General features: G+C 58.6%; 28 protein-coding genes. 14 read left to right on the forward strand and 14 right to left on the reverse strand.

The genetic code is table 11. The features are described 5' to 3' along the window. Positions 1-455 (forward strand): integrase core domain-containing protein (locus tag MHY24_RS11225; protein WP_239230702.1); only part of this gene is annotated, 455 nt, incomplete at its 5' end. A 300-nt stretch (positions 456-755) separates the two neighbouring features. Here MHY24_RS11225 and MHY24_RS11230 read toward each other — a convergent pair. Further along, positions 756-1112 (reverse strand): hypothetical protein, encoded by a 357-nt coding sequence (locus MHY24_RS11230; protein WP_239230705.1) that lies wholly within the window; start codon positions 1110-1112, stop codon positions 756-758. 218 nt (positions 1113-1330) lie between these two features. Between MHY24_RS11230 and MHY24_RS11235 the strand changes: the two genes are divergently transcribed. The 5 genes from MHY24_RS11235 to MHY24_RS11255 all read left to right on the forward strand — a co-directional run bounded on the left by MHY24_RS11235 (position 1331) and on the right by MHY24_RS11255 (position 3708). After that, a complete protein-coding gene (locus MHY24_RS11235; protein WP_239230708.1) occupies positions 1331-1654 on the forward strand; it encodes a hypothetical protein in 324 nt (107 codons plus the stop codon). Between the two features lie 412 nt (positions 1655-2066). Continuing rightward, positions 2067-2612 (forward strand): TetR/AcrR family transcriptional regulator, encoded by a 546-nt coding sequence (locus tag MHY24_RS11240; RefSeq protein ID WP_034997557.1) that lies wholly within the window; start codon positions 2067-2069, stop codon positions 2610-2612. Beyond that, positions 2609-2968, forward strand: coding sequence for a multidrug efflux SMR transporter (locus tag MHY24_RS11245; protein WP_048733039.1), 360 nt, complete (start codon positions 2609-2611; stop codon positions 2966-2968). The genes MHY24_RS11240 and MHY24_RS11245 overlap by 4 nt, the downstream gene beginning before the upstream one ends. Further along, positions 2965-3294, forward strand: coding sequence for a multidrug efflux SMR transporter (locus MHY24_RS11250; protein WP_003849969.1), 330 nt, complete (start codon positions 2965-2967; stop codon positions 3292-3294). Before MHY24_RS11245 ends, MHY24_RS11250 begins: the two co-directional genes overlap by 4 nt. A 99-nt stretch (positions 3295-3393) precedes the next feature. Further along, positions 3394-3708, forward strand: coding sequence for an NIPSNAP family protein (locus MHY24_RS11255; protein ID WP_174232238.1), 315 nt, complete (start codon positions 3394-3396; stop codon positions 3706-3708). Between the two features lie 199 nt (positions 3709-3907). On the opposite strand, the gene MHY24_RS11260 is transcribed toward MHY24_RS11255, so the two are convergent. Both MHY24_RS11260 and MHY24_RS11265 read right to left on the reverse strand, forming a co-directional pair. Next, positions 3908-4252, reverse strand: a complete 345-nt coding sequence (locus MHY24_RS11260; protein WP_239230710.1) for a hypothetical protein — start codon at positions 4250-4252, stop codon at positions 3908-3910. A 99-nt stretch (positions 4253-4351) separates the two neighbouring features. Further along, a complete protein-coding gene (locus MHY24_RS11265; RefSeq protein ID WP_239230712.1) occupies positions 4352-4627 on the reverse strand; it encodes a hypothetical protein in 276 nt (91 codons plus the stop codon). 618 nt (positions 4628-5245) lie between these two features. Here MHY24_RS11265 and MHY24_RS11270 point away from each other — a divergent pair. Both MHY24_RS11270 and MHY24_RS11275 read left to right on the forward strand, forming a co-directional pair. Beyond that, the gene (locus MHY24_RS11270) at positions 5246-5854 is read left to right on the forward strand and encodes an abortive infection family protein (protein WP_239230714.1); all 609 of its coding nucleotides are present in this window, start codon (positions 5246-5248) and stop codon (positions 5852-5854) included. Positions 5855-5974: 120 nt separating this feature from the next. Continuing rightward, positions 5975-6985 (forward strand): serine hydrolase, encoded by a 1011-nt coding sequence (locus tag MHY24_RS11275; RefSeq protein WP_239230716.1) that lies wholly within the window; start codon positions 5975-5977, stop codon positions 6983-6985. A 186-nt stretch (positions 6986-7171) separates the two neighbouring features. Here MHY24_RS11275 and MHY24_RS11280 read toward each other — a convergent pair. After that, positions 7172-8405, reverse strand: a protein-coding gene (locus MHY24_RS11280) for an IS3 family transposase (RefSeq protein ID WP_239230719.1) whose coding sequence is annotated in 2 segments (ribosomal slippage) — positions 7172-8117 and positions 8116-8405 — 1236 coding nt in all. Because the reading frame shifts where the segments join, the coding sequence is not laid out codon by codon here. 331 nt (positions 8406-8736) lie between these two features. Between MHY24_RS11280 and MHY24_RS11285 the strand changes: the two genes are divergently transcribed. Beyond that, on the forward strand, positions 8737-8874 hold the full coding sequence (locus MHY24_RS11285) for a hypothetical protein (RefSeq protein WP_239230721.1): 138 nt from the start codon (positions 8737-8739) through the stop codon (positions 8872-8874). A 143-nt stretch (positions 8875-9017) separates the two neighbouring features. Here the strand turns inward: MHY24_RS11285 and MHY24_RS11290 are convergent, their stop codons facing one another. The 3 genes from MHY24_RS11290 to MHY24_RS11300 are packed head-to-tail and all read right to left on the reverse strand — an operon-like array spanning position 9018 to position 11320. Beyond that, complete coding sequence (locus MHY24_RS11290) at positions 9018-9797, reverse strand: ABC transporter permease subunit (protein WP_239230723.1); 780 nt, start codon at positions 9795-9797, stop codon at positions 9018-9020. 6 nt (positions 9798-9803) lie between these two features. Continuing rightward, on the reverse strand, positions 9804-10796 hold the full coding sequence (locus MHY24_RS11295; protein WP_239230725.1) for an ABC transporter ATP-binding protein: 993 nt from the start codon (positions 10794-10796) through the stop codon (positions 9804-9806). 29 nt (positions 10797-10825) lie between these two features. Next, positions 10826-11320, reverse strand: a complete 495-nt coding sequence (locus MHY24_RS11300) for an NUDIX domain-containing protein (RefSeq protein ID WP_239230727.1) — start codon at positions 11318-11320, stop codon at positions 10826-10828. A 70-nt stretch (positions 11321-11390) separates the two neighbouring features. On the opposite strand from MHY24_RS11300, the gene MHY24_RS11305 reads away from it, so the two are divergent. From MHY24_RS11305 to MHY24_RS11315, 3 genes are read left to right on the forward strand one after another with little or no spacing between them, the layout of a single operon-like run. Further along, a complete protein-coding gene (locus tag MHY24_RS11305; RefSeq protein WP_239230729.1) occupies positions 11391-12836 on the forward strand; it encodes a hypothetical protein in 1446 nt (481 codons plus the stop codon). Then, complete coding sequence (locus MHY24_RS11310; RefSeq protein WP_239230732.1) at positions 12836-13849, forward strand: glutamate ABC transporter substrate-binding protein; 1014 nt, start codon at positions 12836-12838, stop codon at positions 13847-13849. Before MHY24_RS11305 ends, MHY24_RS11310 begins: the two co-directional genes overlap by 1 nt. Then, positions 13846-16416 carry a serine/threonine protein kinase gene (locus MHY24_RS11315; RefSeq protein ID WP_239230735.1) on the forward strand — a complete coding sequence of 857 codons (2571 nt, stop codon included), beginning with the start codon at positions 13846-13848 and terminating at the stop codon, positions 16414-16416. Before MHY24_RS11310 ends, MHY24_RS11315 begins: the two co-directional genes overlap by 4 nt. Positions 16417-16505: 89 nt before the next feature. On the opposite strand, the gene MHY24_RS11320 is transcribed toward MHY24_RS11315, so the two are convergent. The 4 genes from MHY24_RS11320 to pta form a co-directional block, all read right to left on the reverse strand. After that, positions 16506-17060 (reverse strand): PIN domain-containing protein, encoded by a 555-nt coding sequence (locus MHY24_RS11320; RefSeq protein ID WP_367398061.1) that lies wholly within the window; start codon positions 17058-17060, stop codon positions 16506-16508. After that, entirely contained in the window at positions 17060-17506 is a 447-nt protein-coding gene (locus MHY24_RS11325) for a helix-turn-helix domain-containing protein (RefSeq protein ID WP_239230739.1), read from the reverse strand. The genes MHY24_RS11320 and MHY24_RS11325 overlap by 1 nt, the downstream gene beginning before the upstream one ends. Before the next feature lie 137 nt (positions 17507-17643). Then, on the reverse strand, positions 17644-18867 hold the full coding sequence (locus MHY24_RS11330) for an acetate kinase (protein ID WP_238801400.1): 1224 nt from the start codon (positions 18865-18867) through the stop codon (positions 17644-17646). Beyond that, positions 18868-20229 carry a phosphate acetyltransferase gene (pta, locus tag MHY24_RS11335; protein WP_204610894.1) on the reverse strand — a complete coding sequence of 454 codons (1362 nt, stop codon included), beginning with the start codon at positions 20227-20229 and terminating at the stop codon, positions 18868-18870. Between the two features lie 228 nt (positions 20230-20457). Here pta and MHY24_RS11340 point away from each other — a divergent pair, with 228 nt between their 5' ends. Together MHY24_RS11340 and MHY24_RS11345 are read left to right on the forward strand one after the other, a co-directional pair. Then, positions 20458-21819 (forward strand): FAD-dependent oxidoreductase, encoded by a 1362-nt coding sequence (locus MHY24_RS11340; RefSeq protein ID WP_239230742.1) that lies wholly within the window; start codon positions 20458-20460, stop codon positions 21817-21819. Between the two features lie 3 nt (positions 21820-21822). Continuing rightward, positions 21823-22305: a GNAT family N-acetyltransferase gene (locus MHY24_RS11345; RefSeq protein WP_239230744.1), complete on the forward strand. Its 483-nt coding sequence runs from the start codon at positions 21823-21825 to the stop codon at positions 22303-22305. On the opposite strand, the gene purT is transcribed toward MHY24_RS11345, so the two are convergent. From purT to MHY24_RS11360, 3 genes are all read right to left on the reverse strand, one after another. Beyond that, complete coding sequence (gene purT / locus MHY24_RS11350) at positions 22302-23654, reverse strand: formate-dependent phosphoribosylglycinamide formyltransferase (RefSeq protein WP_239230748.1); 1353 nt, start codon at positions 23652-23654, stop codon at positions 22302-22304. The two genes, MHY24_RS11345 and purT, sit on opposite strands and share 4 nt — an antisense overlap. A 151-nt stretch (positions 23655-23805) precedes the next feature. Then, positions 23806-24663, reverse strand: coding sequence for a class F sortase (locus tag MHY24_RS11355; RefSeq protein WP_239230751.1), 858 nt, complete (start codon positions 24661-24663; stop codon positions 23806-23808). A gap of 155 nt (positions 24664-24818) precedes the next feature. Continuing rightward, positions 24819-25835 (reverse strand): VaFE repeat-containing surface-anchored protein (locus tag MHY24_RS11360; RefSeq protein WP_239230755.1); only part of this gene is annotated, 1017 nt, incomplete at its 5' end.

Consider the following 25835-nt stretch of genomic DNA (forward strand, 5'->3'; position numbering starts at 1 on the left):
CCGACGTTTACTCCCGACGGATCGTTGGGTGGGCGTTATCAGACTCCATGCGCACCGAGGCGTTGCCGCTGCAAGCTCTTAATCAGGCGATCGTGTGTGCTGAGGAAACAACAGGTCTCATCCACCATTCGGATCACGGCTCGCAGTACGTCAGCGTGGTCTACAACGAGCGCCTTGCCCAGCACGGGATTGCCGCTTCCACCGGAACTGTCGGGGATTCTTATGACAATGCTCTGGCTGAAAACGTTAACGGCTCCTACAAGAACGAGCTGATCCATACTCGCAGGTGGGATGATGTTGTCGAGGTAGAAATCGCGACGTTCGAGTGGGTGTCATGGTGGAACGAGATGAGGCTTCACCAAAGCTTGGGATACCGAACCCCAGTCGAAGTGGAAACCGATTTTTGGAAGCAGAACCCGCCGCAAGAAATAATAGAAATCAAGGCAAATGCCTAGGAACAAAACTCGGGGCACTTCATGATGGAGTTTAAGCGCTCGACTATTCGCGAGCGCCAGGCGGAAAGGATTGCTCAGAAAAGCTCGCGGGGTTTATAAAGGCCGGGCAAAATCACTCGCAGATGAGAAGCTTGTCCAAGCGCGGAGTGGGTGGATGCCGGCGTTTCGATGTCTGAGGTGGCGCGCAGGTTCAGCGTTGGTAAGGCCACACTATATAACCATCTCTAATACCAAAACTCAGGGATGACCCTTTGCAAGACAAATGCAGGGGGCCATCCCTGAGTTTAAATTCTACGGTTACTAGCACTGTGTTGAGACGAACACGCCTGCCCCCAAATGCCCCACAGTAAGAGCAGCACGGGTTGCTGGATGAAGCTTAGCCACATTTATCGCCACCTTCAGTGCTTTTACCCAAGTGGCTTCATGTCCGCTTACAACAGCCGCAGTCGCAGCATTACACAGGTAGACTCTCCAGTCGGTAACGATTCCACGTGCTCGGGCTGCCGTAACCGGCCCGTATTCACCCTGTTCTTCAAAACCGAGCACCTCATTACGATTCAAAACAGTCACTCCATTTGGGCTATTAATGGTGATCGTGTTCGCCACAGCATCTTCTACCAATGTCGTAACACCATCAGGGCCACTGATTGTTGTCACGCTCCCTCTGTAGTGATAGTGGTTTCTTCGACATTCGCACCGACTTTTTCGGTAGTTCCCGTTGTCGATTCGGCAGCCCCAGCCGAATGAGCCCCTCCGAGCGCAATGCTCAGAGCGAGCACAAATCCCGTTACCTTCTTTTTCATTGGATTGACCTCGCCTTTCGAATAGAGTTAAGGAGACGTTTACTATCAAACAATGTTTTGGAGTGCTTTTTGATGAGCCGTTTGATTGGCTTTGCTGGGATTGCCGTGCTGGTGATTTCGGGAGTCTTTGCTTTACTCGGTTACACAAACATCTCGTATATTTTTCTAGCCTTTGGCGCTGTTGATCTCATAATTGCCGTGATCTATCAGCCTGACGAATCCAATGACAGAAGAGCTAAACAGTTGAAGGTAGTTAGCTGCTCAGCCATACTCCTCGGCACACTTTTCATCTATGTAACAGGTTCTTGGATAGGCATCATCGCAATATTCTCAGGGATAATAGATCTCATGTCCGGAAAATTTTCAATACTCAAAAAACAGCCTCAGAAACGATAGAGTTGTCGACTCTAATGCAAAATTCTGGCACCTAATGATTGACCTCAAACAGGTGGGTACTTTCGTTCCTTTCCTGTCCTTCTAGATCGTTCGTTCGAAAGTGCTTCTACCGTTGTCTGATTCTTGGGTTAGGCTATGCGTCACAAAGCGGGGGACCTGGCCCCTGTTTGGTAGATTACCATCCCCCAGCCCGACTGGGATGGATATCAGGTGTCCACCAAAGAGAGGTAAGGCCCCTTTCCGCATAACTAAGGCCTAAACCCCACTATGCAGGTGTAAAACAATGGCCGAATCTATCTTATTTACACGTAACTTACCGGCATAAACTCACATAACAATAGGGTGTACCCCAGGTGCCCCTACCAGCGCCCGCAGTTGAAGGCTTCACCTACCAAATGGTAAAGTTAGCTATATGCGAACCAGTCAGCGCTCCGAGATCCTGGAAGCTGCCCTCCGCGTCATGAACGCAGCGGAGGGTGGCGACATTACCCTTGACGCAGTGACCCACGAGGCCGGGCTCACCAAACCGGGATTGCTATATCACTTCCGCAACCGCGACGTACTGCTCGCCGCGATCGTCGACCACGCTGCGGCCAACGTCGAGAACGACATGACTGCCACCCTTGGCAAGCCCCTCGAGAACGCCAACGCCACCGAGCGGCTCCTGAGCTACGTTCACGTCGCCGCCCACGGGGCCGCCAAGCGCGCCGAGTTCATCATCTGGGGCCAAGCGACGTATCGGCCCGAACTCACCGAACCGTGGACTACGCGGATGGGCCGCTGGCTCGAACTCCCGGACGATCTCGACGCCGCCACCCGAGCCAGGCTGACCACCGCCCGACTCGCCGCCGACGGACTCTGGGGCGCCCAGGCCACAGGTGTGTCCACCCTCCACGGCGCGGATCTCGAAGCCGTCGTCTCCAGCATTCGCTCCCTGATCGAAGGAACAACCCCATGAAGCAGTGGTTCCTGCTCGCTGGCGCCATCACTACCGAAGTGGCGGCGACGCTGTCTCTCAAGGCGGCGCTCAATCACCCATCCTGGTACATCGTGGTTGCTGCCGGATACATCGGCACTTTCGTCTTCCTCACCTTCTGCCTGCGCGAAGGAATGCAGATCGGCGTCGCCTATGGCATCTGGGGAGCCAGCGGGGTCGTGCTCGCCGCCGTGCTATCCGCCGCGATTTTCGGTGAACCTCTGACCGCTGTGATGGGTCTTGGAATGGTTGCGATCATCAGCGGTGTCCTCACCGTCGAACTCGGCTCCCAGAAAGCTCAGCAAACCGCAGCCCAGGAAGCAGGAGTCAACTCATGAGATGGATCTTCCTCGCAGGCGCCATCTTGTCCGAAGTCGTCGCGACCATGTCGCTACGAGCCTCCGACGGTGGCCGGGTGAAGAAATGGTTCATCGGCGTCATCGCGGGGTATCTCGTGGCGTTCGTCGCCTTAAGTCTCGCCTTGGCCGACGGCATGGCCCTTGGCGTCGCCTACGGCATCTGGGCAGCATCCGGCGTAGCTCTCACCGCGATCCTCGCCCGGGTCATCTTCCACGAACCCCTCACCCGAACCATGGCCCTCGGCATCCTCCTCATCGCCGTCGGAGTTCTCACCGTTGAACTCGGCGCCAACTTGGCGAACTGACGCATTTCCGCAGGTAAACCAGGCAGATTGGTGTGCTGCACCACGAGGCGCACAGACAAAGGCTCCCCAATGAGCGCCTGTGGGCCTAGCGTTGTGGATGTGATCACCTGTGTCGTCCACTACACCATCGACCCCGACCAGATCGCAGCCTTTGAACAGTTCGCCCGCGCTTGGATGCGGCATGTCGACGAACACGGCGGCACCCACCACGGGTACTACCTACCCGCGGAAGGTGTGAGTGACCGTGCGGAATCCCTGTTCAGCTTCCCCAGCCTGGCTGCCTACGAGCAGTACCGCACCTTGTTCGGCACCCACTCGGACTTCATCGCCGCTGACCGGATTCGAGACGAGTCCGAGTGCGTCCTGCGGTACGAGCGCACCTTCATGCGGCCGCTCCTACCCCAGGGACACTGAAAGGGACTCCGGCAGCACGCTCGGCACAACCCACAACGCCGCAGGTCAGCGCGTACAGATGGGTGTACTTTACGAAACGGAAGCTTACGGTGGCTTTCGTCGCGGAGGGTTGGAATTGACTTTTCTAGAAAAAGTCGTATTCTTAGGGTTATCAAGCCGAAAGGCAATTAAGCTCTGGCCCCATTTTATGGGGCCATCTTCATTTTAACGGCGATTGCTCAAGTGCTTCAGGAATCCATCGCTCGTTACGAATCCATTCGCCCAGTTCAGGATTCATAGCTCTAGAAAGTTCAACGCAACTCTGATGCACTTTTTCGATCGCACTAATATCTTTAACCAAGGGGCGTCGGTGCGTAGCGCGGTTTCGCATATCTTTCACAAACATTGCGCGCTTCTGAAAAATTACGCGGTTCAGCCCCCGAACCCTCGGTTCTAATGCTTCGTTCCAAAGAATGACACGGGAATTATTTCCCTGAGCGTGTGGCTTGGGCAAAAGGTGGACCCAATTGCCGAAAGTTAGGCCAGCAACATAATCATCGTGCACCGGAACTCCCTGTACGGTGTCGAGGTGGGCATATTCAGTTAACGGCTTATTTCCAACTGGGGCTACGATTTCCGAAAGCACTCCTTCTGGAAAGAGTAATCACTCGCGAGAGCCCTTTTGCTGCGGAGCGCAATTCCATTCGGAAAATCCTGCATCAATGCAGTTTCTGAGTAAAACTTCAACCTCGCCAGTTACTCTATCCACAACGGAAGCAAGATAGCCATTCCAAATATATAATCGAGCGGCTGCAATGGTTAGGTCTGAGGAAGAGTTCTTCTGGGCAATCCCCAGGTAGGTATTTCTCCTACCGTCGGGAAGTGCCGCCATAATCGCTGACGCCTCATTGCTCGTGATCTCGTTCGAATAAACCTTCATGTCAATTCTCCTTTAGGTATCGATTTCTAATACCTAAAGGGTAAGGTATAAAATTCCCCCCGACAAGAATGTTTCGACTGGCGGAAACCCTTATGAAATATCTTCAATTCCTTGGTGGTATGATTTTTTTGAAAAAATCATACCACCAAGGAATTGAATAAACAATGCATTTTATCAATATGTGATCAACATCATATGTAAGCACCCCTGGTTTGCCCTTCTGTTTGTCCCATCGGAATAAGCCATCGCAAGGCTAGTGGTCAAGAAAATAATGTCGAATGTATCCAAGATTAATGTTTGTAAAATGCAACCAGATAAACTCTTACTAGGAAGCAAAGCATCGAGGAAAATGATGTCAGAGGGAAAGTGGATCTAGTAAACCCAAATATTCGAGGCGCTGTTCTGAGTCTCTCGCCGTATGTGTCCCCAGTCGATATGTATATGAGCTGGGCCCGTCATGGATTCTTTCACCCTGAGTACAGGAATCCATCTGATATTAAAAGCAATCCAGGACTTTACGATTCAATGGGCATATTCTCTAGCCTGTCTCAGCGGGTTGACTGGAGCGATCAGGAACAAGCGTCTAGGGGGCTGCGCTCCCTATCTCAGATAATTCGAATGGCTAGCACTAATGAATTTTCCGATGAGTATGAATTCAATCTGAAAATTTCTGATATTCGCACTGCCTGCCAAGAAGACGGGTTTGAATTCAAAGAAAACCCATACACAATAACCCACGGCGATGCCATTCCTCTGGATGAGCTGAAGCTTGATGGGCTATCAACAACGGAAGGAATCTATCGTAAGATAAAGCAACTCAACAGGGCGCTGGTCCGGGACAGAGATAACCTCGAGGTAATCGGATTCTCTAAAGACTTGATGGAGGCAACTGCCGATGCCGTGCTGCAGGAACTAGGACACCCGGAAGAATTAGTGCGGAAGATGCAAGCTGCCGAACGATGCAGTAATGCAATGTCCGAGGTAGGAATCGTTGTTGACAACGGTGCGGGAAAAATTTCCCAAGGACTCACAGGAATCCGCAAAGCCATGAACAAAATCGTTGAGGGCACTTCAGAAATGCGACGAGAGGACACAGATGAAGGACACGGCATGGCCGGGCTGCGTGCTGCCAGCGACAGTCAGGCTAATTTAGCACTATCGTCTGCACTTCTTTGGTGCCACTACCTGCTTGATCGGTTCAACGAGAAAAGAGCTGCCCCATTCTAGTGGTAAGAATGTAAACGTTACTTGAAAGCTCCTGGTTGTAGCCGGGGGCTTTTCTTTGCATTTCTACCCTCATACGAGAGTGGGCGGTTGCGAGATTCGGCGCTGGTATGCTGACCAGGTATGAAGAGGCCTGCCCGTCTTACAAACGTGTCAGCGTCAAATGGTGACACTTCTCTCGCCGCTTTATTGTTGGAAGCCTTGCCGCTAAACCGCCCCGTGTATGCAGCTTGTCTCGCGGCAGTCGGTCCGCAAGGTGCTCGCATCGCTACCATTGGATGTGATCTGAACGATACGTTCCACATAGGTTCAATCAGCAAAGCTCTCAACGGCCTGATTTACACCGAGATGGTCCATGCCGGGCTCATATCACCGCATAACCGGCTTGCTGACTACCTCCCACTGGCAGGAACAGCCGCCGGTGAAGCAACTTTGGAGTCCTGTCTGACTCATACCTCGGGTCTGCCGGCCACAGGTGGGGCAACTCGTGCAGCAGCCAGGGCTTTAGTCGCTGTACTGATAGGTGGTGACCCGCAACCGGAGAGCGTCGAGGCATTGATAAATCAGCTTCGAAAATCGCGTGTTAGTAATCCTGGCCGTTTCAGCTATTCCAACCTCGCAGCCTCGGCGTTAGGGCATGCTTTGGCAGCCGCCAACGGCACAGACTATTTCAACCTTGTGCGCAACAGGCTGGCGATACCGCTGGGATGTCCACGCCTACGAGCTCAGCAACCGGGACAGCGTAACCTTCCGTATGACGTTAAAGCTTTTACAGTGTGGGGCACCGAACAGCGGCCTTGGACTGGACAAGGCTACGGACCTGCTGGAGCGATCCGGGGAAGTGCCCGGGACTTTGCCACGATCTTGTCAGCCCTTCTCTCCAATGAGGATCCTTACTCTGATGCATTCCGTGTTCGCTTCACCGATGACACTGAATCTATCGCGGCAGGATGGTTTGTTGAAGACGAGCGTGATCGGCATCTGGTGTGGCATAACGGTTACGCCTCAGGCTTCGGCGCGCATATGGTGCTGGACCGAGAAAACCGCCAAGGGGCGTTTATCTCGGTGGTGAGCCCCTGGCCAGACCCGGAAATCGAGCCGATTGCGATGAGAGCATTGAACGCAGCAATGTAAGATGCCCCTGCAGGAATCGACGCAGCCACCCCTTCTTAAGCATCGGTTTTCACAAGACAATCTCGCCGGAATGCGGGCATCGTCAGATCAGTGATAACGCAGGCAGGGGCAGCATCATGGAAGGTCGACACGGGATCAGCCCTCTGAGAGCAGGTCTGGTGGATTGAAGTGTCCCGGGTTTTGTTCCTAGGCATTTGCCTTGATTTCCATTATTTCTTGGGCCGGGTTGGTTTCCCAAAACTCTGACTCAACCTCAGCTGGCGTGCGATAGCCGAGACTTTGGTGAAGCCGTACCTCGTTCCACCAATTAACCCATTCAAACGTCGCGATCTCCACGTCAACCACGCTGTCCCACGACCGCCGATGAATCAGCTCATTTTTGTAGGAACCGTTGACGTTTTCGGCCAAAGCATTGTCATAGGAATCTCCTACTGCCCCGGTAGAGGCAGCAATTCCATACTCAGCCAGCCGTTCGTTGTAGACAATGCTGACGTACTGTGAGCCATGATCTGAATGATGAATCAGCCCCGTTGTTTCCTTCGCGCTGACAATCGCCTGATTAAGCGCCTGCAGCGGCAGCGCCTCGGTACGCATTGAATCAGATAGTGCCCACCCGACGATCCTTCGGGAGAACACGTCGGTAACAAAAGCGGTGTACACGAATCCTTTTCTAGTGCGCACATAAGTAATATCGGCCACCCACAATCGGGCCGGTGCCGGGGCGTTGAACTTGCGATTAACTAAATCAGGACGCAGATCTGGTCCCTTCGGCTTGCGGGTAGTAATAGGAGACTTACCTTTACCTTTGCCTCTGACTCCAGCAAGACGCATCAGGCGTGCGGTCTGCTCACGGCCAATGTCGATTCCTTCACGGCGCAGAGTATGCCACATCTTACGGATGCCGTAGACGCCAAAATTTTCTTCATGGACCTCGGCGATGTGCCCGACTAGAGCAGCGTCACGAAGACTGCGGGCACTCATACCACGGGCTTTTGATTGGCGGTATCCACGGGACGTGATGAAACCGCCAACACGGTGGGTGTTTAACGTCTCGCAAATGAACTCGATGGAGAAACGATCCCAATACTCATCGATGAACCGGATCATTTCCGACGTTTTGAGTCGAGTTCCGACGCGAAAAAGCCGAGGCAGCCTTCAGTAGCTCATTGGTGTCGCGTAGATCTTGATTTTCACGGCGTAGCCTCGCGTTTTCCGCGGCCAAGTCTTCAGGCACAGGTTCTGGGATGCTTCCCGCACGACGGGCCTGCTGGGTCCACTGACGAGCCGTGTGCCATGAAACCCCCAACTTTGGAGCTACTGCCTGGCACGCGGCTTGCATCGACATATTTTCCGCCAAGATACGGTCCTCTACAAGACGGACCACACGGTCCTTCGCATCCTGGTCAAATTTTCTTGGCATATTCCAGATTTTCCCATCTACTCAGACGGAACAAAACCTGGGACACTTCAAAGGAATGGGTTATATGGCTTTGTCTCCTAATAGCGCTAGTGGGGTTTGTTATTTTTTCTTGGCTACGACGATGAGCCCAGCTGGGGGCGTTATAACGGGCGTATGTCTACTAGGCCTAACCGTTTCCGGAATCGTTTCGAGCCTCCAAGGGGCAGCGACTGGATGGATTATTTTCTTCCAGATTTCTACCTTATTGCTTGCGTGGTGGGCCTCGGAAAGCCTCAAAGGGCCAAATCAAAGGTGGATTGAATAAGAAGGGTTGGAATGACTGACATTGTTCATGAAGCCCAGGACACGCACCTGCGCGCTGTTTATCAAAGCCCACGGGGGCGGTGGAGACTACGAGTACGCGCTAGACGCCGCCACGCTCGCCCGCCTCGTGCGCCTCGTGCTCGCAGCACAGAGGGCACTTTCTTGACAGCGTCCCGCAGATAACCCAGACGAACTTCTAGGCTTAGCCACCAGCCTCAAAAGAAAGCCGTTGTGGAGACAAGTAACCGCCCCGGCAGGCAGCGAATGAACTGCCAGCCGGGGCGGTAAAGAGCTTAAGCGGTGAGATGCTTAAGCGTCGCGCTTTTGCAGCAAGATGACACCGAGGACCCACAGGATAACGGCCCAGGCAATAAATACCAGGCAGTATCCCCAGGATTCCTTCCACGGAGCATCCACCGGATCTATCTCCCAAAGCCAAGACTGGAAAGACTTGAACGGCATGAAGTTAACCAGCTTGCTACCAACCTTGGGGATGCTGGCCACAAGATTATCCACGCCGAGGAAGAGGATGAGGCCGATAGCCACAGCACCAGCCGTCGAACGCAGCAGCAGGCCTAGGCCTTGTGCGAAGAGGACAAGGAGCGCGGCGGCTAGGGGGTACTTCCACAGCTGCTTTTGTCCCATCTCATCGTCCCAAGGGTGGAATTGCGCGGCTACCTCATCGTGGGCAAAAAGCTCGGTAAGCAGGTAGGCGCCCGCCACGGCGATGAAGGTCAGCGCGGCCGCGATAACCGCGTACATGAGCAGCTTGACCAAGGCCACCGACCAGCGGCGCGGGGTAGCCATAAACGTGATGGTCTGCGTGCCGTAGCGGTACTCGGTGGTCACGATCATGATGGCTTGGATCATGAGCACGGGCAGGCCGAGGCCGAAAAGAACAGACACCGCGCCATCCGGGGTGATAACATCCATGCCCAACGCTGCATCCTCGGGGGTTTCTGCCGGTTGGGTAAGGCGAGCATTCAAGATAGCCCAGCCCCACACAAAGAAGAGGAATATGAAGGTGGTCCACCAGAAGGAGCGGGTGGTGTGCAGCTTGGTCCATTCGGACTTCAAGGTATTCAGCATGGCGAATTAAACCTCCTGCTGGGTGGGTCGAGCGAACGGAGTGGCGGCGCCAGCGGTGCCAGCGATGCCCGGGTTGGGGGCGCCGGTGGAGCCGTGGTACTGGACGGCGTCGCCAGTAAGCTCCATGAAGGCATCCTCCAAGGAGGCGCGCTTGAGGCTGAGCTCATTAAGCGGCACCCCGGTGGAGTAAGCCAGCTGGCCCACAAAATCGGTGGTCTGGTTGGAAATCACCAGGCGGGGGCGGCCTTCCTCGTCGGTGGACTCGGTAAAGGCGATGCCCTCGGCACGCAGCGCGGAGCTAAAGGCATCGAGATGGTCGGAGCGCACCAGCACGGAGGACTGCGAGTGGTCCTTCACAAAGTCATAGGTGGGCTGGTCCGCCACCAAGCGGCCCTTACCAATGACCACGAGGTGATCGGCGGTCTGGGACATCTCCGAGAGCAGGTGGGAGGAGATCAAAATGGTGCGGCCTTCATCGGCTAGGGCACGCACGAGCTGGCGGACCCAGCGGATGCCCTCCGGATCGAGACCATTGACCGGCTCGTCGAGGATGAGGATGCCCGGGTCACCGAGCAGCGCACCGGCGAGGCCCAGGCGCTGGCCCATGCCGAGGGAGAAGCCGCCGACCTTCTTACCGGCGACGTCGGAAAGCCCTACCAGCCCCAAGACCTCATCAACGCGGGAAGTAGAAATGCCGTTGGACTGCGCAATCCATTTCAGGTGGTTGGCGGCGCTGCGGTTGCGGTGCACCGCTTTGGCATCGAGCAAGGCGCCTACCTCACGCAGGGGCTCCCTCAGCTCGTGGTAGTGCTTGCCGTTGATGCGCGTCCTGCCGGCCGTCGGCGTGTCCAAGCCCAGGATCATGCGCATGGTGGTGGATTTGCCCGCGCCATTGGGACCCAGGAACCCGGTGACCATGCCGGGTTTTACCTGAAAGGTGAGATCATCAACGGCGCGGACAGACTTATATTGTTTAGTCAGTCCTTCTACTTCGATCATGGCACTAGCGTGCCATAAATCCGGCAACTTTACCTGTTTAATGCCTCCACGCTCTCCCGCAGGGTGGGAAAGGCGTGGCGGAAGGCGGCCAGAAGGGGGAGGCTTTCTACCTCTTCAAAAGGCACCCAGCGCAGCTCATAGGACTCTTCATTAGCTGTAGTAGGAAGCGGTGCGCCGGTGCGCGTGCGTGCTAGGACGGTGGTGTAGGTCCACTCCCCCGGCAGATCCCCCGCCGCGGGATAGGGCCCGGCCGTTACTCGCGCATCGAGCACCTCTACGTCCTGGGGTGCAATCGCGCATTCTTCATGGGTTTCACGCAGCGCGGCCTGGGTAGGCGTCTCCGCAAAATCGCGGGCGCCACCCGGAATCCCCCAGGTATCGCCGTGATTGGTCCACGCGGCGCGGTGCTGGAGGAGCACCTTGCGCCCGGCAACGAGGAACAGGCCGGCGGCACCAAATTTTCCCCAGACGCGAATGCCGCCGGGGCCTGCCGCCCAGCCGTCTCCACTGTGAGGGTTATGCATGCTGCCTATCCTAGCCACACACGCGGGTATATGGTGGCGCCCAGCACACTGCGGGCGCTATTCTAAGTGAATGACCGAGCAGGCAGTCCGGGCAGAAAGCGTGCACGACGAGCACGCTCACCCGAGCGATCACTGGCTCGATGAGGTTACCGCGCCCACCGGCCCGGCCTTCAGCGGGCTCAGTAGCCGCGCCATGGAATGGTTCGCGGGCCCGGCGCGCCTGCTGCGCCGCTTTTACTACTTCGCCTCCACTACCCCAGGCAAGCTTTTTACGGTCACGCTCATTCTCACCGTAGCCCTAGGCGCTGCCGGCTTATCGATGTCCCAATCTTCCGCCGCCCGCCATTCCGATTTGGACGAGCTGCTAAGCACCACCGAGCCGATGTCGAATGCGGCGCACCACCTTTATAGTTCGCTTTCGGTAGCCGATACCGTGGCAACCACCGGCTTCGTGCAGGCCGGTGTGGAATCAGAGCAAAACCGCGATAGCTATAACGAAGCCATTGATGCCGCTTCGGTGGCAGCCACCGAATCCGTGCTGGGCACCACCAAAGAGGATGGTCGGGTGCGCGAGCTGGTGACCTTTATCCAACGCGAGTTGCCCGTCTATACCGCAATGGTGGAAAAGGCCCGCGCCAATCACCGGGCGGGCAATGCGGTGGCCAATTCCTATATGTCCAATGCCTCGGCGCTCATGCGCGAGCGTATCCTGCCGGCTGCCTCCGAGCTGTTTCAGCTGACCACCGCCAAGGTGAACCAGCAGCAGCAAGAGCTCACCTCGCCGCAGTGGGTGCCGCTCTCCGGCCTCTTGGCGGCGCTCTTCTTCCTCGCCGTGGCCCAATGGTGGCTGTGGCGCCAGACCCGCCGGCGTTTTAACCGCGGCTTCTTAACGGCCAGCGTGCTGCTTTTCTTGGCTATCTCCTGGGTAGCGCTATCCAACCTCGCCACCTGGTCCACCGGCCACCAGGGCTTTGAGACGGCCTCCCGCCCGTGGGATTCGCTCACGGCCTCGCGGATTGAGGCGCAGCAGGCGCGCACCTCTGAGACCCTGGCACTGGTGCTGCGCTCCTCCGAGGAGGATTCGATGGTGCGCTTTTCCAGCTCCATCAACTCCATCGAAGGGGCCCTCGAGGATTATGAAGAAGCGCTCAATGATGAGGACGTGGAGGTCACCGACCCAGAACTCATCCACAGCGCCCGGGCGGCCGCCGAGCAGTGGCGCGGTACCCACGACAAGCTCATGGGTGCGCTCAAAGACGGCGACTATGACGAGGCCATCTACCAGGCCACGGCGACCGAGCCCAAGAACGGAGAGATGACCGCGGCGCGTTCTTATGATGAGCTCGACGCGGAGCTCTCGGATCTCATTGGCCAGGCGCGCATCGCCATGCGCAGCTACTTGGAGCGCGGACTGACCGCCATGACTGCGGTGTCCTCGGCCGTGTTCCTGCTGACCTTATGCGCCATTATTGCCGTGTGGCTGGGCATCCGTCCCCGACTGCAGGAGTACCTCTAATGCGCCGCACACGCCTTACCCTCGCCACGCTTGCCTGCGCCTGCGCCGCGCTGCCGCTCGCCTCCTGCGATGTTCGCTCCACCCCGCCGCTGGAGGCGCCCGCCGAGCACGCCCTCGATTCAAAACCGGGCCCGCCGCTGCCGGAAGGGGCGAAGGTTGAAAAGGCCGGCTCCACCGCCGCGCAGCGCGCCTCTGATGAGGAAATCAAGGGCAGCTACCGCCCGGATGATAAGAAGGCGAAGGAGCGGGTGCCGGACATCGTCAAGCGCGGCCGTCTCATCGTGGGCGTCGACCGTTCCAATAACTTGATGAGCTACCGCGATGCCGCCTCCGGCGACGTGCGCGGCTTCGAGGTGGATATCGCCCGCGAGATTGCCCGCGATATCTTTGGCGATCCCAATAAGGTGGACTTCCGCTTCGTGGAATCCTCCGACCGCGTCGATGCCCTCCATTCCGGCGCGGTGGACATGATTGTGCGCACCATGACCATTAGCCCGGAACGCGAGCGCGACGTGGCCTTTTCCATTCCCTATATGAGCACCCAAACCCGCATGCTGGTGCTTACCAATTCCGGCATTAAGTCCGTGAAGGACGCCGCCGGTAAGACCCTATGCGGTGTGGGCGCGTCCACCGCGCTGGAAACCATCCGCGAACACGCCCCCAAGTCCGATATCTTGGTTACCCGTTCCTGGGGCGATTGCCTGATGGCCCTGCAGCTTAACCAGGCCGATGGCATCGTCGTCGATGATGCCTTGCTCTCCGGCATGGCCGCCCAAGACTCCTATACCTCCATCGTGGGCGAGCCGCTAGAGACCGAGAATTACGGCGTGGCCGTCCGCCGCCCCAGCAAGCAGCATGACACCCGCCCGCTGCTGCGCCAAATAAATTCCACGCTCGAACGCATCCGCCGCGACGGCACTTGGTCCACAATCTTTGAGGAGTGGCTCGGCGCCTACCTGGAAGAGCCCACCCTGCCGGCCGGAAAGTACATCGAGGAGGACGCTAAGCCATGAGCCATAACCCGAATTTCAGCGATGACGAGCTCGAGTACATCGAGCCTGAAAACCTCGATACCCAACGCGCCTTCCGCCAGCCCACCAATGCGGCCAACTCCGCGCAAGAGCCTGATGCGCTTGGCGATGCCCCCTCGGACGACGGCCCAGCCACCGCCGCCGTTCCCTTCGACCCGTTTGGGGACGAGGACGAAGAAGGAACCGCGGCCGTGGCCTTTGATCCCTTCGCGGACGAGGAGTTCGGAGAGGAAACCGGCACCGCTGCTGTGGCTTTCGATCCCTTCGCGGACGAAGACGAAGACGGCGATGGTTCCATCGACCCAGACCACATTTCCACCCTGTTAGCAGACCTAGACAATATCCGCGCCCAGCGCGAACAACAGCGCGCCCAAAAGGCCCAGGAGGACTCCTCGCAGCGCTCGCGCCGGCGCGCGCTGGATACCTTCCGTGAGCGCCGCGGTACCCACCGCGCCGAGCGCCGCGTGGCCGATGGCATGGTGCGCCTGCCCTTTATCACCCCGGCCGAGCCCACCGATGCGCTCATTGACCCCACCGAGGAATCCTCCGGCAAGAAGATTCCGCCCCCACAGCTACAGCCCGGTGACATGGTGGCCGGACAGTACGAAATCCTGGGCGTTATCGCCCACGGCGGCATGGGCTGGATTTACCTGGCCAATGATCACTTTGTCTCCGGAAGAGTGGTGGTCCTCAAAGGTATGCAAGCCCAAAAATCGGCCGACGAAACCGCCGCTGCGGTGGCAGAACGCGAATTCCTCGCCGATATTACCCACCCTGGCATCGTCAAGATTTTCAACTTCATCGATGACGCCCGGGTGCCCGGCGGCTTTATTGTCATGGAGTATGTCGGCGGGCCGTCGCTAAGAAGCAGGCGCAAAAAGCAGCCGGATAAGCTCCTGCCGGTCGATATCGCCATCGCCTATATCCTAGAAATCCTGCCCGCGCTGGAGTACCTGCATTCGCGCGGGGTGGTCTATAACGACTTAAAACCGGATAACATCATCGTCACCGAGGACCAGGTCAAGCTCATTGATCTGGGCGCGGTCTCCGGCATCGGCGCGTTTGGCTATATCTACGGCACCAAGGGCTACCAGGCCCCGGAAGTGGCCACCGAGGGCCCTTCCATCGCCAGCGATATCTACACCATCGGCCGCACCCTGGCTTCGCTCTGCCTCAAGCTGCCTACCGAGGACGGCGTCTACCTCCCGGGCATCCCCACCCCGACCGAAGAGCCGGAGCTGCGCCGCTTCTTGTCGCTCTACCGCCTATTGCAGCGCGCCACCGACCCGGATCCGGAGCGCCGCTTTACCTCCATTAAAGAGCTGCGCACCCAGCTCTATGGCGTGCTGCGCGAGGTCATTGCCATCCGCGACGGCCTGCAATACCCCTCCCAGCATTCGCTGTTCTCGCCGCAACGTACCACCTTCGGCACCAAGCACCTGGTTTTCCGCACGGATCAGCTTATCGACGGCATCGATCGCACCGTCCAAATCACCGCCCCCGAGGTCGTCTCCGCCCTGCCTACCCCACTGCTGGACCGCGATGACGTGGGCGCCGGCCTGCTGCAGGGCGCTTCCTATGCGGAGCCACAGGAAGCCCTGGAGACCCTCCGCCAGGCCATGCAGACCCCCGAGTACGAGCACTCGGCCGAAATCCCACTGGGCGTGGTGCGCTCCATGATCGACCTAGGCTATACCGGCCAAGCCCGCCAGTGGCTTAGCTCCATCGAAGACCGCCTTGGCCGCGACTGGCGTTTCCAGTGGTACGCCGGCATTACCGAGCTGCTTCACGACGACTACCGCGACGCCCAGAAATACTTCTCCACCGTCCTCGATCTTCTGCCGGGCGAGGCGGCGCCCAAGCTCGCCATCGCCGCCATCAATGAACTCATTCTGCAGCAGCTGGACTATAGCGATACCGCGCTTATTGACCCCACCGTGGCCCGCGCCTGCTCCAATATGCATTCCACGCTGGCCGATCTCCCCAACTCCGCCTTTGAAGGCCAGCCGGAAATCTGGAACCACGTCACCCAGGATCCGGCCGCGCTGCGCTTTAACTCCATGCGCCTTTACGGCATTGTGTGGTCCACCAACCCCACCACCGTTTCCTCTTCCTTTGGCCTTGCCCGCCAGCTGCGCTCCGAGGGGCAGGTGGAGGTAGCCGTTGTGGTCCTCGACAAGGTCCCCAATGCCTCGCGCCACTATCGCATGGCCCGCTTGACGACGATCCTCCAGCTCATCGTCCACGATCTTTCCGAGTCCCGCATCCGCCGCGCCGCCCGACGCCTCGAAGAGGTCCCCACCAACGAGCCGCGCTTCCTCCAGATCAAGATCGCCGTCATCTCCGCCGGCCTCAATTTCCTGCGCAATGCCGATCTCTCGCGCGCCGCCTCCCCCAACGACCTCTTCGAATACGCCTTTACCCAGCGCGGCCTGCGCACCGGTCTCTCCGAGACACTCCGCGCCCTCGCGCGCCAGGCACCGTTTAGCCGCCACCGCTACGCGCTCGTTGACCTAGCCAACCAGGTCCGCCCCGTCACTACCTTCTAATCGCTACACAGGCTCGTACAGCCGCCCCACAAGCGGCACATTTTCTAGGCCATCCTGCACTGCATAAATCAGACGACACGTTCAAAAGTTCAAGAACGAAGCATTTCAACTGCCCTCGGTGTTCCCGATAACGCTAATGCCGTTAGAACCTCGTCCACACTTCGCGGTGGCTTTTGAAAAGCGGCAGCCGCGTCCCCAATCGATTGCTGCACAATCGCGGGCGAGGAAGCGATTAACTCGCACAAAAACTCATCGGCGCTCTGCCGCCTAATGCCAAAACCATCAAGAATGGAACAAGGAAAGTCTTTTACATTTTCAGTAATGATACTTTGAGCACCACAACTAATTGCTGCCGCTAGGACATGCCTGTCATTCGGATCTGGTAGCCATAGATCATCGATTAATTCCTCGTATCCAGTCACAAGACAGTCCTCGACCGCCAAACACATCAATCTACGGGTGCGGCATAACTTTTTAGGGTTTAAATCAGGGCGATTACGCTGCAAGTTAAAGAAGACTTCATCTAGGATTCTCTCCGTCCATCGGGCACGGAATACAGCGCTACCAGCCACCCTTATCAAGACATCACGGAGCATGCTCGGGTAGAGCACATTGGCGTCATAAACAACCGTCAACCGCCCCACTAATAAAGCTCCAGGTCCTCCGATAAGGCTGTCAATTCAGCTACGGCACGGCGCTGACTGGCATCTCTTTCATTCTTGTACTTCTGCAGATCCGCAAGACTCACGCGGCGATGGGACCCAACTTTGTAGCCGGGAAGGCTCCCTTCATCAATAAGCTTTACAACGTGTGGCCGCGAAACATTGAGAAAGTCTGCTGCCTGTTGCGTGGTGAATTCGGATTCCTCGGGCACTACGTGGACCGATTTCCCTGCCGCTTCGATGGCGAGAACTTTCTGCAGGGTTTCGGCGATCTCTCGCGGAATTGCGATTATTTGCTCGGTTCCTTGCACGAATATATCCACTGGTGTCGGTGAATCTTCTGCCTCCAACACAGAATTGAGCCTTAATAAAGCCTCTTCCGCTGGGCTGGTACCCCGAGTTGTCCCGCCATTTTGTAAGTCTTTCATACCCCCACCCTACAGAATAAACAAAATAAACGAAACGCTTGCTGTACTAGGTTCAGAGATAAAAAAGAGGCGCGCGATCCCTTATGGATCGCACGCCTCTCGTTCACATTCCAGCTTCCAACTGGATGTAAGAGCCTTTACTTGTAGAGGCCAGCCTCACGCGCCATTGCGGCGATTTCGGCGGACTTCTGAGCGATAGCCAGCTCCTCGTTGGTCGGAACGACAAAGACCTTAACCGGGGAATCCTCGGTAGAGATCATGCGCGGCTGGTCGGAACGAACCAGGTTGCGCTCCTTATCAAAGTGGATGCCATACATATCCAGGTTGTACAGGGAGTCCTGACGGACCTCGGTATCATTCTCGCCCACACCGGCGGTAAAGGTGATGGCGTCCACGCGACCCAAGGAAATCATGTAGGAACCGATGAAGCGACGCAGCTGGTGGATGTAGATGTTATAAGCCAGCCAAGCGTCCTGGTCCTCGTTGTCGATGCGCTCGCGCAGCGTACGGAAGTCGTTAACGCCAGAGATACCCTTGACACCGGACTGCTTGTTGAGCAGATTATCAATCTCATCCACGCTCATGCCCGCCTGACGGACGAGGTGGAAGATGATGCCCGGGTCAATGTCACCGGAACGGGTACCCATAGCCAGACCAGCCAGCGGGGTCAGGCCCATCGAGGTATCGATGGCGCGGCCATTGCGGATAGCCGCAGCAGAAGCACCGTTGCCCAGGTGGAGGGTGATCTGGTGGGTATGCATCGGGTCGCGGCCCAAAAGGGCCGGCACCTGCTGGGAGACGAACTCGTGAGAGGTGCCGTGGAAGCCGTAGCGACGGATATCGTACTTGGATGCCACCTCATTGTTGATGGCATACAGCGCAGCAGCCGGCGGCAGGGTATTGAAGAAGGCGGTATCGAAGACGGCAACGTGCGGGATATCCGGCAGCATCTTGCGGGCCACGCGGATGCCGTCCAGGTTGGCCGGGTTGTGCAGCGGAGCCAGCGGGATGAGGTCTTCAATCATGGACTCAATCTGGTCCACGATGAGCTGTGGCTCGGAGAAGAGGCGGCCGCCGTGAACAACACGGTGACCAACGGCGATGACATCCACGTCGGTTGGGCCAACGTTGTGCTCGCTCATGATGGCAAAAGCGCGCTCAAGGCCGAAGGAGTGAGTAGGGATCTCCAGCTCTTCCTTGTACTTCTCGCCACCGGTCTTGACGGTGACGGCGCCGAGGGGCTCGCCAACCTGCTCGACCAGGCCAGAGACCAGCGGCGTATCCGTGGCGCTGGACTCGGGATCGACCAGCTGGAATTTAACGGAGGAAGAACCTGAGTTAAGGACCAGAACGTATGACATTTATTTCTCTCCAGCCTGAATAGCGGTGATTGCAACGGTGTTGATGATGTCCGGAACGGTCGCGCCACGCGACAGGTCGTTTACCGGCTTGTTCAGGCCCTGCAGGATCGGGCCCACGGCGAGCGCGCCGCCGGTGCGCTGTGCCGTCTTGTAGCCGATATTGCCGGCCTCCAAGTCCGGGAAGACGAAGACGTTGGCCTGACCGGCAACGTCAGAATTCGGCATCTTCTTAGCCGCAACGCCTGGGTCGCAGGCGGCGTCGAACTGCAGCGGACCATCCACCTTGACGGAAGAATCCAGCTTCTTGGCGGCTTCGACGGCGGCCACTGCACGGTCAACGTCCGGTCCGGAACCGGAAGTGCCGGAGGAGTAGGACAGCATGGCCACGCGTGGGTCGATGCCGAACTGGGAGGCGGTCTGTGCGGAAACGATGGCGATCTCGCCCAGCTGCTCGGCAGTAGGGTTCGGGTTGACGGCGCAGTCACCGAAGGCCCACAGGCGGCCACGCATGACCATCAGGAAGATGGAGGAGACCACGGAAGCGTTCGGCTTGGTCTTAATGATCTGAAAGGAAGGCTTGATGGTGTGGGCGGTGGTGTGAGCAGCACCGGAGACCATGCCATCGGCCAAGCCCTTGTGCACCATCATGGTGGCGAAGTAGGAGATGTCCTTCATCGTCTCGCGAGCCTGCTCGAGGGTGACGCCCTTCTTCTTGCGCAGCTCGGCAAAGTCGGCGGCGAATTCCTCTGCCAACGGGGACTCGAGGTGGTTGATGATCTCGGCACCAGCCAGGTCGAGCTTGAGCTCTTCGGCACGGGCCTTGATATCAGCCTCGTCGCCCAGGATGGTCAGCTTGGCAACCTTATCGCGCAGCACCACGTGGGCGGCCTCGAGGATGCGGTCATCGTCACCCTCTGGCAGAACGATGTGCGAACCGGCGGCGCGGGCCTGGTCAATGAGCTGCTTCTGGAAGAGGTCTGCGGACATGACCGGGGAGACGTCGCCAAGCGCAGCAAGTGCGCCCGGAACCGCTTCCAGATCGGTGAAGATGCCAGCGACGGTAGCCCCCAGGGATTCCGCATTGTGCTGGGCAAGCTCGCCGGTGCGCTGCGGGGCGCCGGAAATGATGGCCAGCGGCAGGCCAAGGGCGGCAGCTACCTCAGCATCGAAGGCGATATCGCCGGTGCCCTGCGCCACGATGTTCTCAGCGGCGGGAGCCTCAGCAAGTACGGCGGCGACGGTGGCATCGAAGTCTTCGAGGCGGATGAGCTCCGCGCCTAGGTCTTTAGCCAAGGCGGGCACGTCGAGGCCATCGAAGCCACGGCCGATAGCGCTAATAACTGCGGAATGGGATGCAGACATGCAATTTACCTTTCAGTCACGGTCACTTGAACACAATTAACGCGTGTCATAACTTCATGTCAGCCATCACAGTTATTAACACGCGGTGACTATTCCACTGTACGCGATTTACCCCCTCCTATGCCCCATCGTGACCTCCCTAAACTGGGGTTAGTAACGCTGTGGTTTTTATCGCATAGTGACCGCGTAGAATATGCAGCACAACGAAAGAAAGGACTCCCTAAGCACATGACTACCCCAGTGCGCGTCGCCGTGGTCGGCTCCGGCCCGGCAGGCATTTACGCCTCTGACCTTCTAGTGAAATCCGACCTCGATGTGCAGATCGATCTTTTTGAAAAGATGCCGACGCCGTTCGGTTTGATCCGCTACGGCGTGGCACCGGATCACCCGCGTATTAAGGGCATCGTGCAGTCCCTGCACAACGTTATGGAAAAGGAAGAGATCCGCTTCCTAGGCAATATCGAGGTGGGCAAGGACATCACCGTCGAGGAGATGCGCGAGTATTATGACGCCATCATCTTCGCCACCGGCGCCACCGCCGATAAGCGCATGGGCATCCCGGGCGAGGATCTCAAGGGCAACCATGGCGCCGGCGAATTCGTGGGCTTTTATGACGGCAACCCCAACTTCGAACGCGATTGGGATCTCTCCGCAGAGTCCGTCGCCGTGGTTGGTGTGGGCAATGTCTCCCTCGACGTCTCCCGCATCTTGGCCAAGACCGCAGATGAGCTGCTGGTTACTGAGATCCCGGACAACGTCTACGCAGCGCTAAAGAAGAACCGGGCCAAGGAGGTCCACGTATTTGGCCGTCGCGGCCCAGCGCAGGCCAAATACACGCCGAAGGAGCTCAAGGAGCTGGACGAGTCCCCGACCATCGAGGTTATCGTCAATCCTGAGGACATCGAGTACGACGAGGCATCTGTGGAGGCCCGCCGCGCCGCCAAGTCCACCGATCTGGTGTGCCAGACCCTGGAGTCCTACGCCATGCGCGAGCCGGGCGATGCCCCGCACAAGCTCTACATCCACTTCTTTGAGTCCCCGGTAGAGGTGCTGGGTGAGGACGGGCACGTTACCGCCCTCAAGACCGAGCGCACTGAGCTCAATGGTGATGGCACCGTAACCGGTACCGGCAAGTACACCGAGTGGCCGGTCCAGGCCGTCTACCGCGCGGTAGGCTACCACCCGCAGTCCGTCGACGGCGTGCCTTTCGACGAGACTCAGGCCACGATGCCCAACGACGGCGGCCATGTGCTAGCCAATGTCGACGGCGAGAAGATCCCGGGCCTTTACACCACTGGCTGGATTAAGCGCGGACCGGTCGGCCTGATTGGCAATACCAAGTCGGATGCCAAGGACACCACCACCATGCTCATCGCCGATTACAAGGCTGGTGACTTGGAGCCTGCCACCAAGCGCGATCCGCAGGACATCCTGGACTTCCTGGCTTCCCGCGATATCGCCGTGACCACCTGGGAAGGCTGGCACCGCCTGGATGCTGCCGAGCGCGCCGCTGGCGAGCCGCACGGCCGCGAGCGCATCAAGATCGTCGAGTGGGACGAGATGGTCAAGCACGCCGGCCCGCAGGCCTAATCCGTGCCGCATATCATTTCCGCCGCGCCCCTGGGGCAGCTGGCGGCCTTGGACGTCCACCAGCTCTACAAGCTGCGGGTGGACGTCTTTGTGCACGAGCAGCGCTGCCCATACGCCGAGATTGACGCCACCGACGCCGATCCCCAGACCGTGCACCTGCTGGCCTGGGACGCAGACACCCACGAGCTGCTTGGCACGGCCCGCGTCTTTCCGGCCGCGCCCACTGACGCCGCGCTTGCCGACGCCGCCGGCGCCCAAATCGGCCGCTTCGCACTCGCGCCCGCCGCGCGCGGCACGGGCCTCGGCCGGGAACTCTTCCAGGCGGCCGTCGACCTAGGCGAGCGCATGCACCCAGGCCAGCCGCTCTACCTGGAGGCGCAGGCCGGCCTCGTGGATTATTACGCCGGCTTTGGTTTTACTCCGGTAGGCGAGCTATTCGACGACGAGGGAGTCCCCCACCAGCCGATGCTGCGCCCCGCTCCCTAGTCGGCGTCGTCCACGCCGGAGGCGAGCTTCGGGTCGAGCTCCACGCCGCCCTCGTACTCCACGACCTCGATATCGGGGACATTGTCCGCCTCCGGCTCGATGCCGCGCGCACCGCCCTGGGCCAAAAGGCCCGGCGTGGAGGTCACCTCGATCTTGTGCGCCGCTAGTGCTGCGCGGTCGCGCGCCTCTTCCGCGCTTTCCGCGGTGGCAGACACCAAGCCCATGCGACGGCCCTTGTAGGCCCCGGGCTTGCCAAAGAGTTTTACATCCGTTTCCGCGTAGTTGAGGGCCGCGGCGATGCCGGTATAGGCCACCTCATTTAACTCCTCGTCCGCGTGGATGACCACGCTGGCGCCAGGGGTGACCAGGGTGGCGTCGATGGGGTAGCCCAAAATCGCGCGCGCATGCAGGTCAAAGGCGGAAAAACGCTGGGTATAGCAGGTCAGCATCGCCGTATCCGAGGGCCGCGGGGACACGGAGGAAAAGTACACATCATCGCCCGAAACGAAGAGCTCCACGCAGTACACGCCGCGCCCGCCCAACTCATTAGAGATGCGCGCGGCCACCGAGCGTGCGTTTTCCAGCGCGATTTCGCTCATGCCGGTGGGCTGCCACTCCTCCACGAGGTCGCCGCGCTCATGGCGGTGACCGATGGGCTCGCTAAACCACGTAGCCAACTTGCCCGTGGCCGGATCAATGGAACGAATAGCCAGCAGGGTGACCTCAAGGTCAAAGTCCACGAAGCGCTCGGCCACCACGCGTTGCGAATCCGAGGACACGCGCCGCACGGTCTCCCACGCGGTGCGCACATCCTCCTCATCGCGAGCAATCATGTGGCCCTTGCCGGAGGTGGACACATCCGGCTTAATAATGCACGGAAAGCCCAGCTCCCCCACCGCTTCCTCGAGCTCCTCCACGGAGCTAGCAAAGCGATACGCGGAAACCGGCAGCCCGATATTCTCCGCCACCTCGCGCACGCACTGGCGGTCCTGCGTCATGGCGCAGGCGCGGGCGGAGGGGACCACGATGGCGTCGCTATGCGCCTCCATCTCCTCCAGCGCTTCTACCGCAACGGTTTCTACCTCTGGAACCACAAAGTGCGGCTGAATCTCCTGTGCCAGCTGCAGGATGCGCCCGGCGTCCTTGATATCGGCGACGTAGCTATACTGCGCCACCTGGTGCGCCGGCGCGCCCGCATACGAGTCCACCGCGTGGACCTCCAAGCCCAGGTCCTGGAAGGACATGGCCAGCTGCTTGCCCAGCTCGCCCGAGCCCAGCAGCAATACCTTGGTGGCATTGCTGGTCAGCGGCGTGCCAATATAACCGGCGATCTCGCCTGGATTATCCATGAAAATGCTCCTTCTAAGCCGCAGGCAGCGGCGTTTACTGCCTTAAATTATTTCATATTTAGGTCCCAACCCCACCACCTACATGCCAGGTGAGCCGGATAGGCGAAGGCGCCCTGTGGGCAATTCCACAGGGCGCCTTAAAAGGTTCAGCCTAGGCTGCAGGTGCCTCAGCCGGTGCCTCGGCTGAGGCTTCGGCCGGAGCCTCCCCTGCCGGCTGCTCGGCGGGCTGCTCTGGCTCGCCTACCGGCTCCGCCACGGTAATGATGTTGTCCTCATAACCCAGTGCGCCACCAACGAACTGGCCGCCACAGGTAATGAGAACCAGACGGTTCTCGCCTTCCTTATCGTTAACCACATCCGGGAATCCGGAGCCCTTAGGCAGGCGGTACGGCGCCTCAGTTACGCGGAAGGTGCGCTCCTGGCCGTCGATGACCACGGTAAATTCCTGGCCCTTCTTCAGCTTGGTGAACTTCTCCGCATAACCGGTTCCCTGGCCCTGGTAGTTAATGTGGCCGGTAATCACACTCGAGCCCACATTGCCCGGCTCACCCGGCACAGCGGAGGCGGAGTACCAGCCCACGCGGGTGACGTCGTGTGGCGGAAGCAGCACGCCCTGGTCCGTGACCTGTACGGGGTCTACGGCCGCATATTCGCCATCGATACCCACGGACATGCCCTCAAAGCCCTTGAACTCACCAGGCGCGGCCTCATACTCGTGCTCCTGCTGGCCCGAATCATCCACGAAGGCATCGGACTTCGGCCCGGATTCCTCCGAGGCGCTCTCGCTGGCTACCGTCTCCGGCGCCGAACCAGCCTCATCCTCATCATCGCGCGCCAGGTACAGCACTACCTGCAACAAGACCAATGCCACCACAATGATGGCCGCGATAATAGCGATCAGCTTGCCACGGCCCATGCCCCGCTTGCCGACGCCCCCTTCTTCCCCACTCGCCGGATACTTCGACATTCCATTGTCTTCCGGCTGCTGTGGTTGCGCGTGCTTTCCCATAGCTAGCTTCCTCTACTTCCTCGATTTGTCTACCTTGTGCAGGTTATATGCAAATCCCCTCCAGCGTGTGCAGTCACACCCTGGAGGGGATTTTTGGTGTTTAAGTCTCAACCCCGGTGGGGCGACCCGCGGGCCGCCTCACCGATGCTTATGGACTACTTGATGTAATCCTGCATACCCGGCTCAAGCTCGGTTGCGCCGGACGGTACGGACTTAATCTCAACGCGCTCGGCGTTGGATGGCAGTGCGTTGCCAGTCTCTTCAGGCTGCTGACCCTGAACCTCGACGCTGCGGCCGTGGCCATTGTCAGAGTTGCCGCCCTGAGGAGCATCCTGACCCTTGTCCTCGTGACCATTGCCGCCATTGTGGCCGTCGGTGTGCTTACCGTTGCCACCATCGTGGTTACCGGTGTTGTCACCGTGGCCACCGTTGTGGCTGCCGTGGTCATTGTGGTCGTGGTGATCCTTGATGATCTTGCCCAGGCCGATACCCGGAATCAGGATGAGCCACCACGGAGTCTTGCCCTTGGAGGAACCATGGGAAGAACCGTTAGAGGAACCATCCGAAGAACCGCCTGGGGTGTCCTGATCGTGAACCTCGTGGGAGATTACGGTCTGATCCTCATCGTTGATGTCCTTGTGCTCAGCAATGTGGTTCGGCTTCTCCGGAGTTACGTCCGGGGTGTCCTCACCCTTGTCGTTGACCTCAGTGGAGGTCAGTTCCTCAAACGCAACCGCAGCCTGGACAGGCTCCTTCACATCATCGTTAACGGTGATGGTGACAGGCTCCATGCCCTTGGACTTCTTCGGGGTGAAGGTAGCTTCACCGGTACCCAGAACAGACTTGCCGTCCTTCTTGTTAATGAGCTCAGCCTTCAGGGTGTATTCCTTACCCGGAACCAGACCCTCGTAGGAAACCTCGTCAACAATCTTGGCACCAGCAACAACTGCGTGGGAACCCTTCTCGAAGTCAGCGTTGGTGGTAATCCACGGCTCATCACCCGGATTCTCACCAGGGTTCTCACCAGGGTTCTCACCAGGGTTCTCACCAGGGTTCTCACCAGGCTCATCACCCGGATTCTCACCCGGGTTCTCACCAGGCTCATCACCCGGATTCTCACCCGGGTTCTCACCAGGCTCATCACCCGGATTCTCACCAGGGTTCTCACCAGG

The organism is Corynebacterium sp. ACRPQ (assembly GCF_022347225.1).
In the GTDB taxonomy this organism is placed as follows: domain Bacteria; phylum Actinomycetota; class Actinomycetes; order Mycobacteriales; family Mycobacteriaceae; genus Corynebacterium; species Corynebacterium tuberculostearicum_D.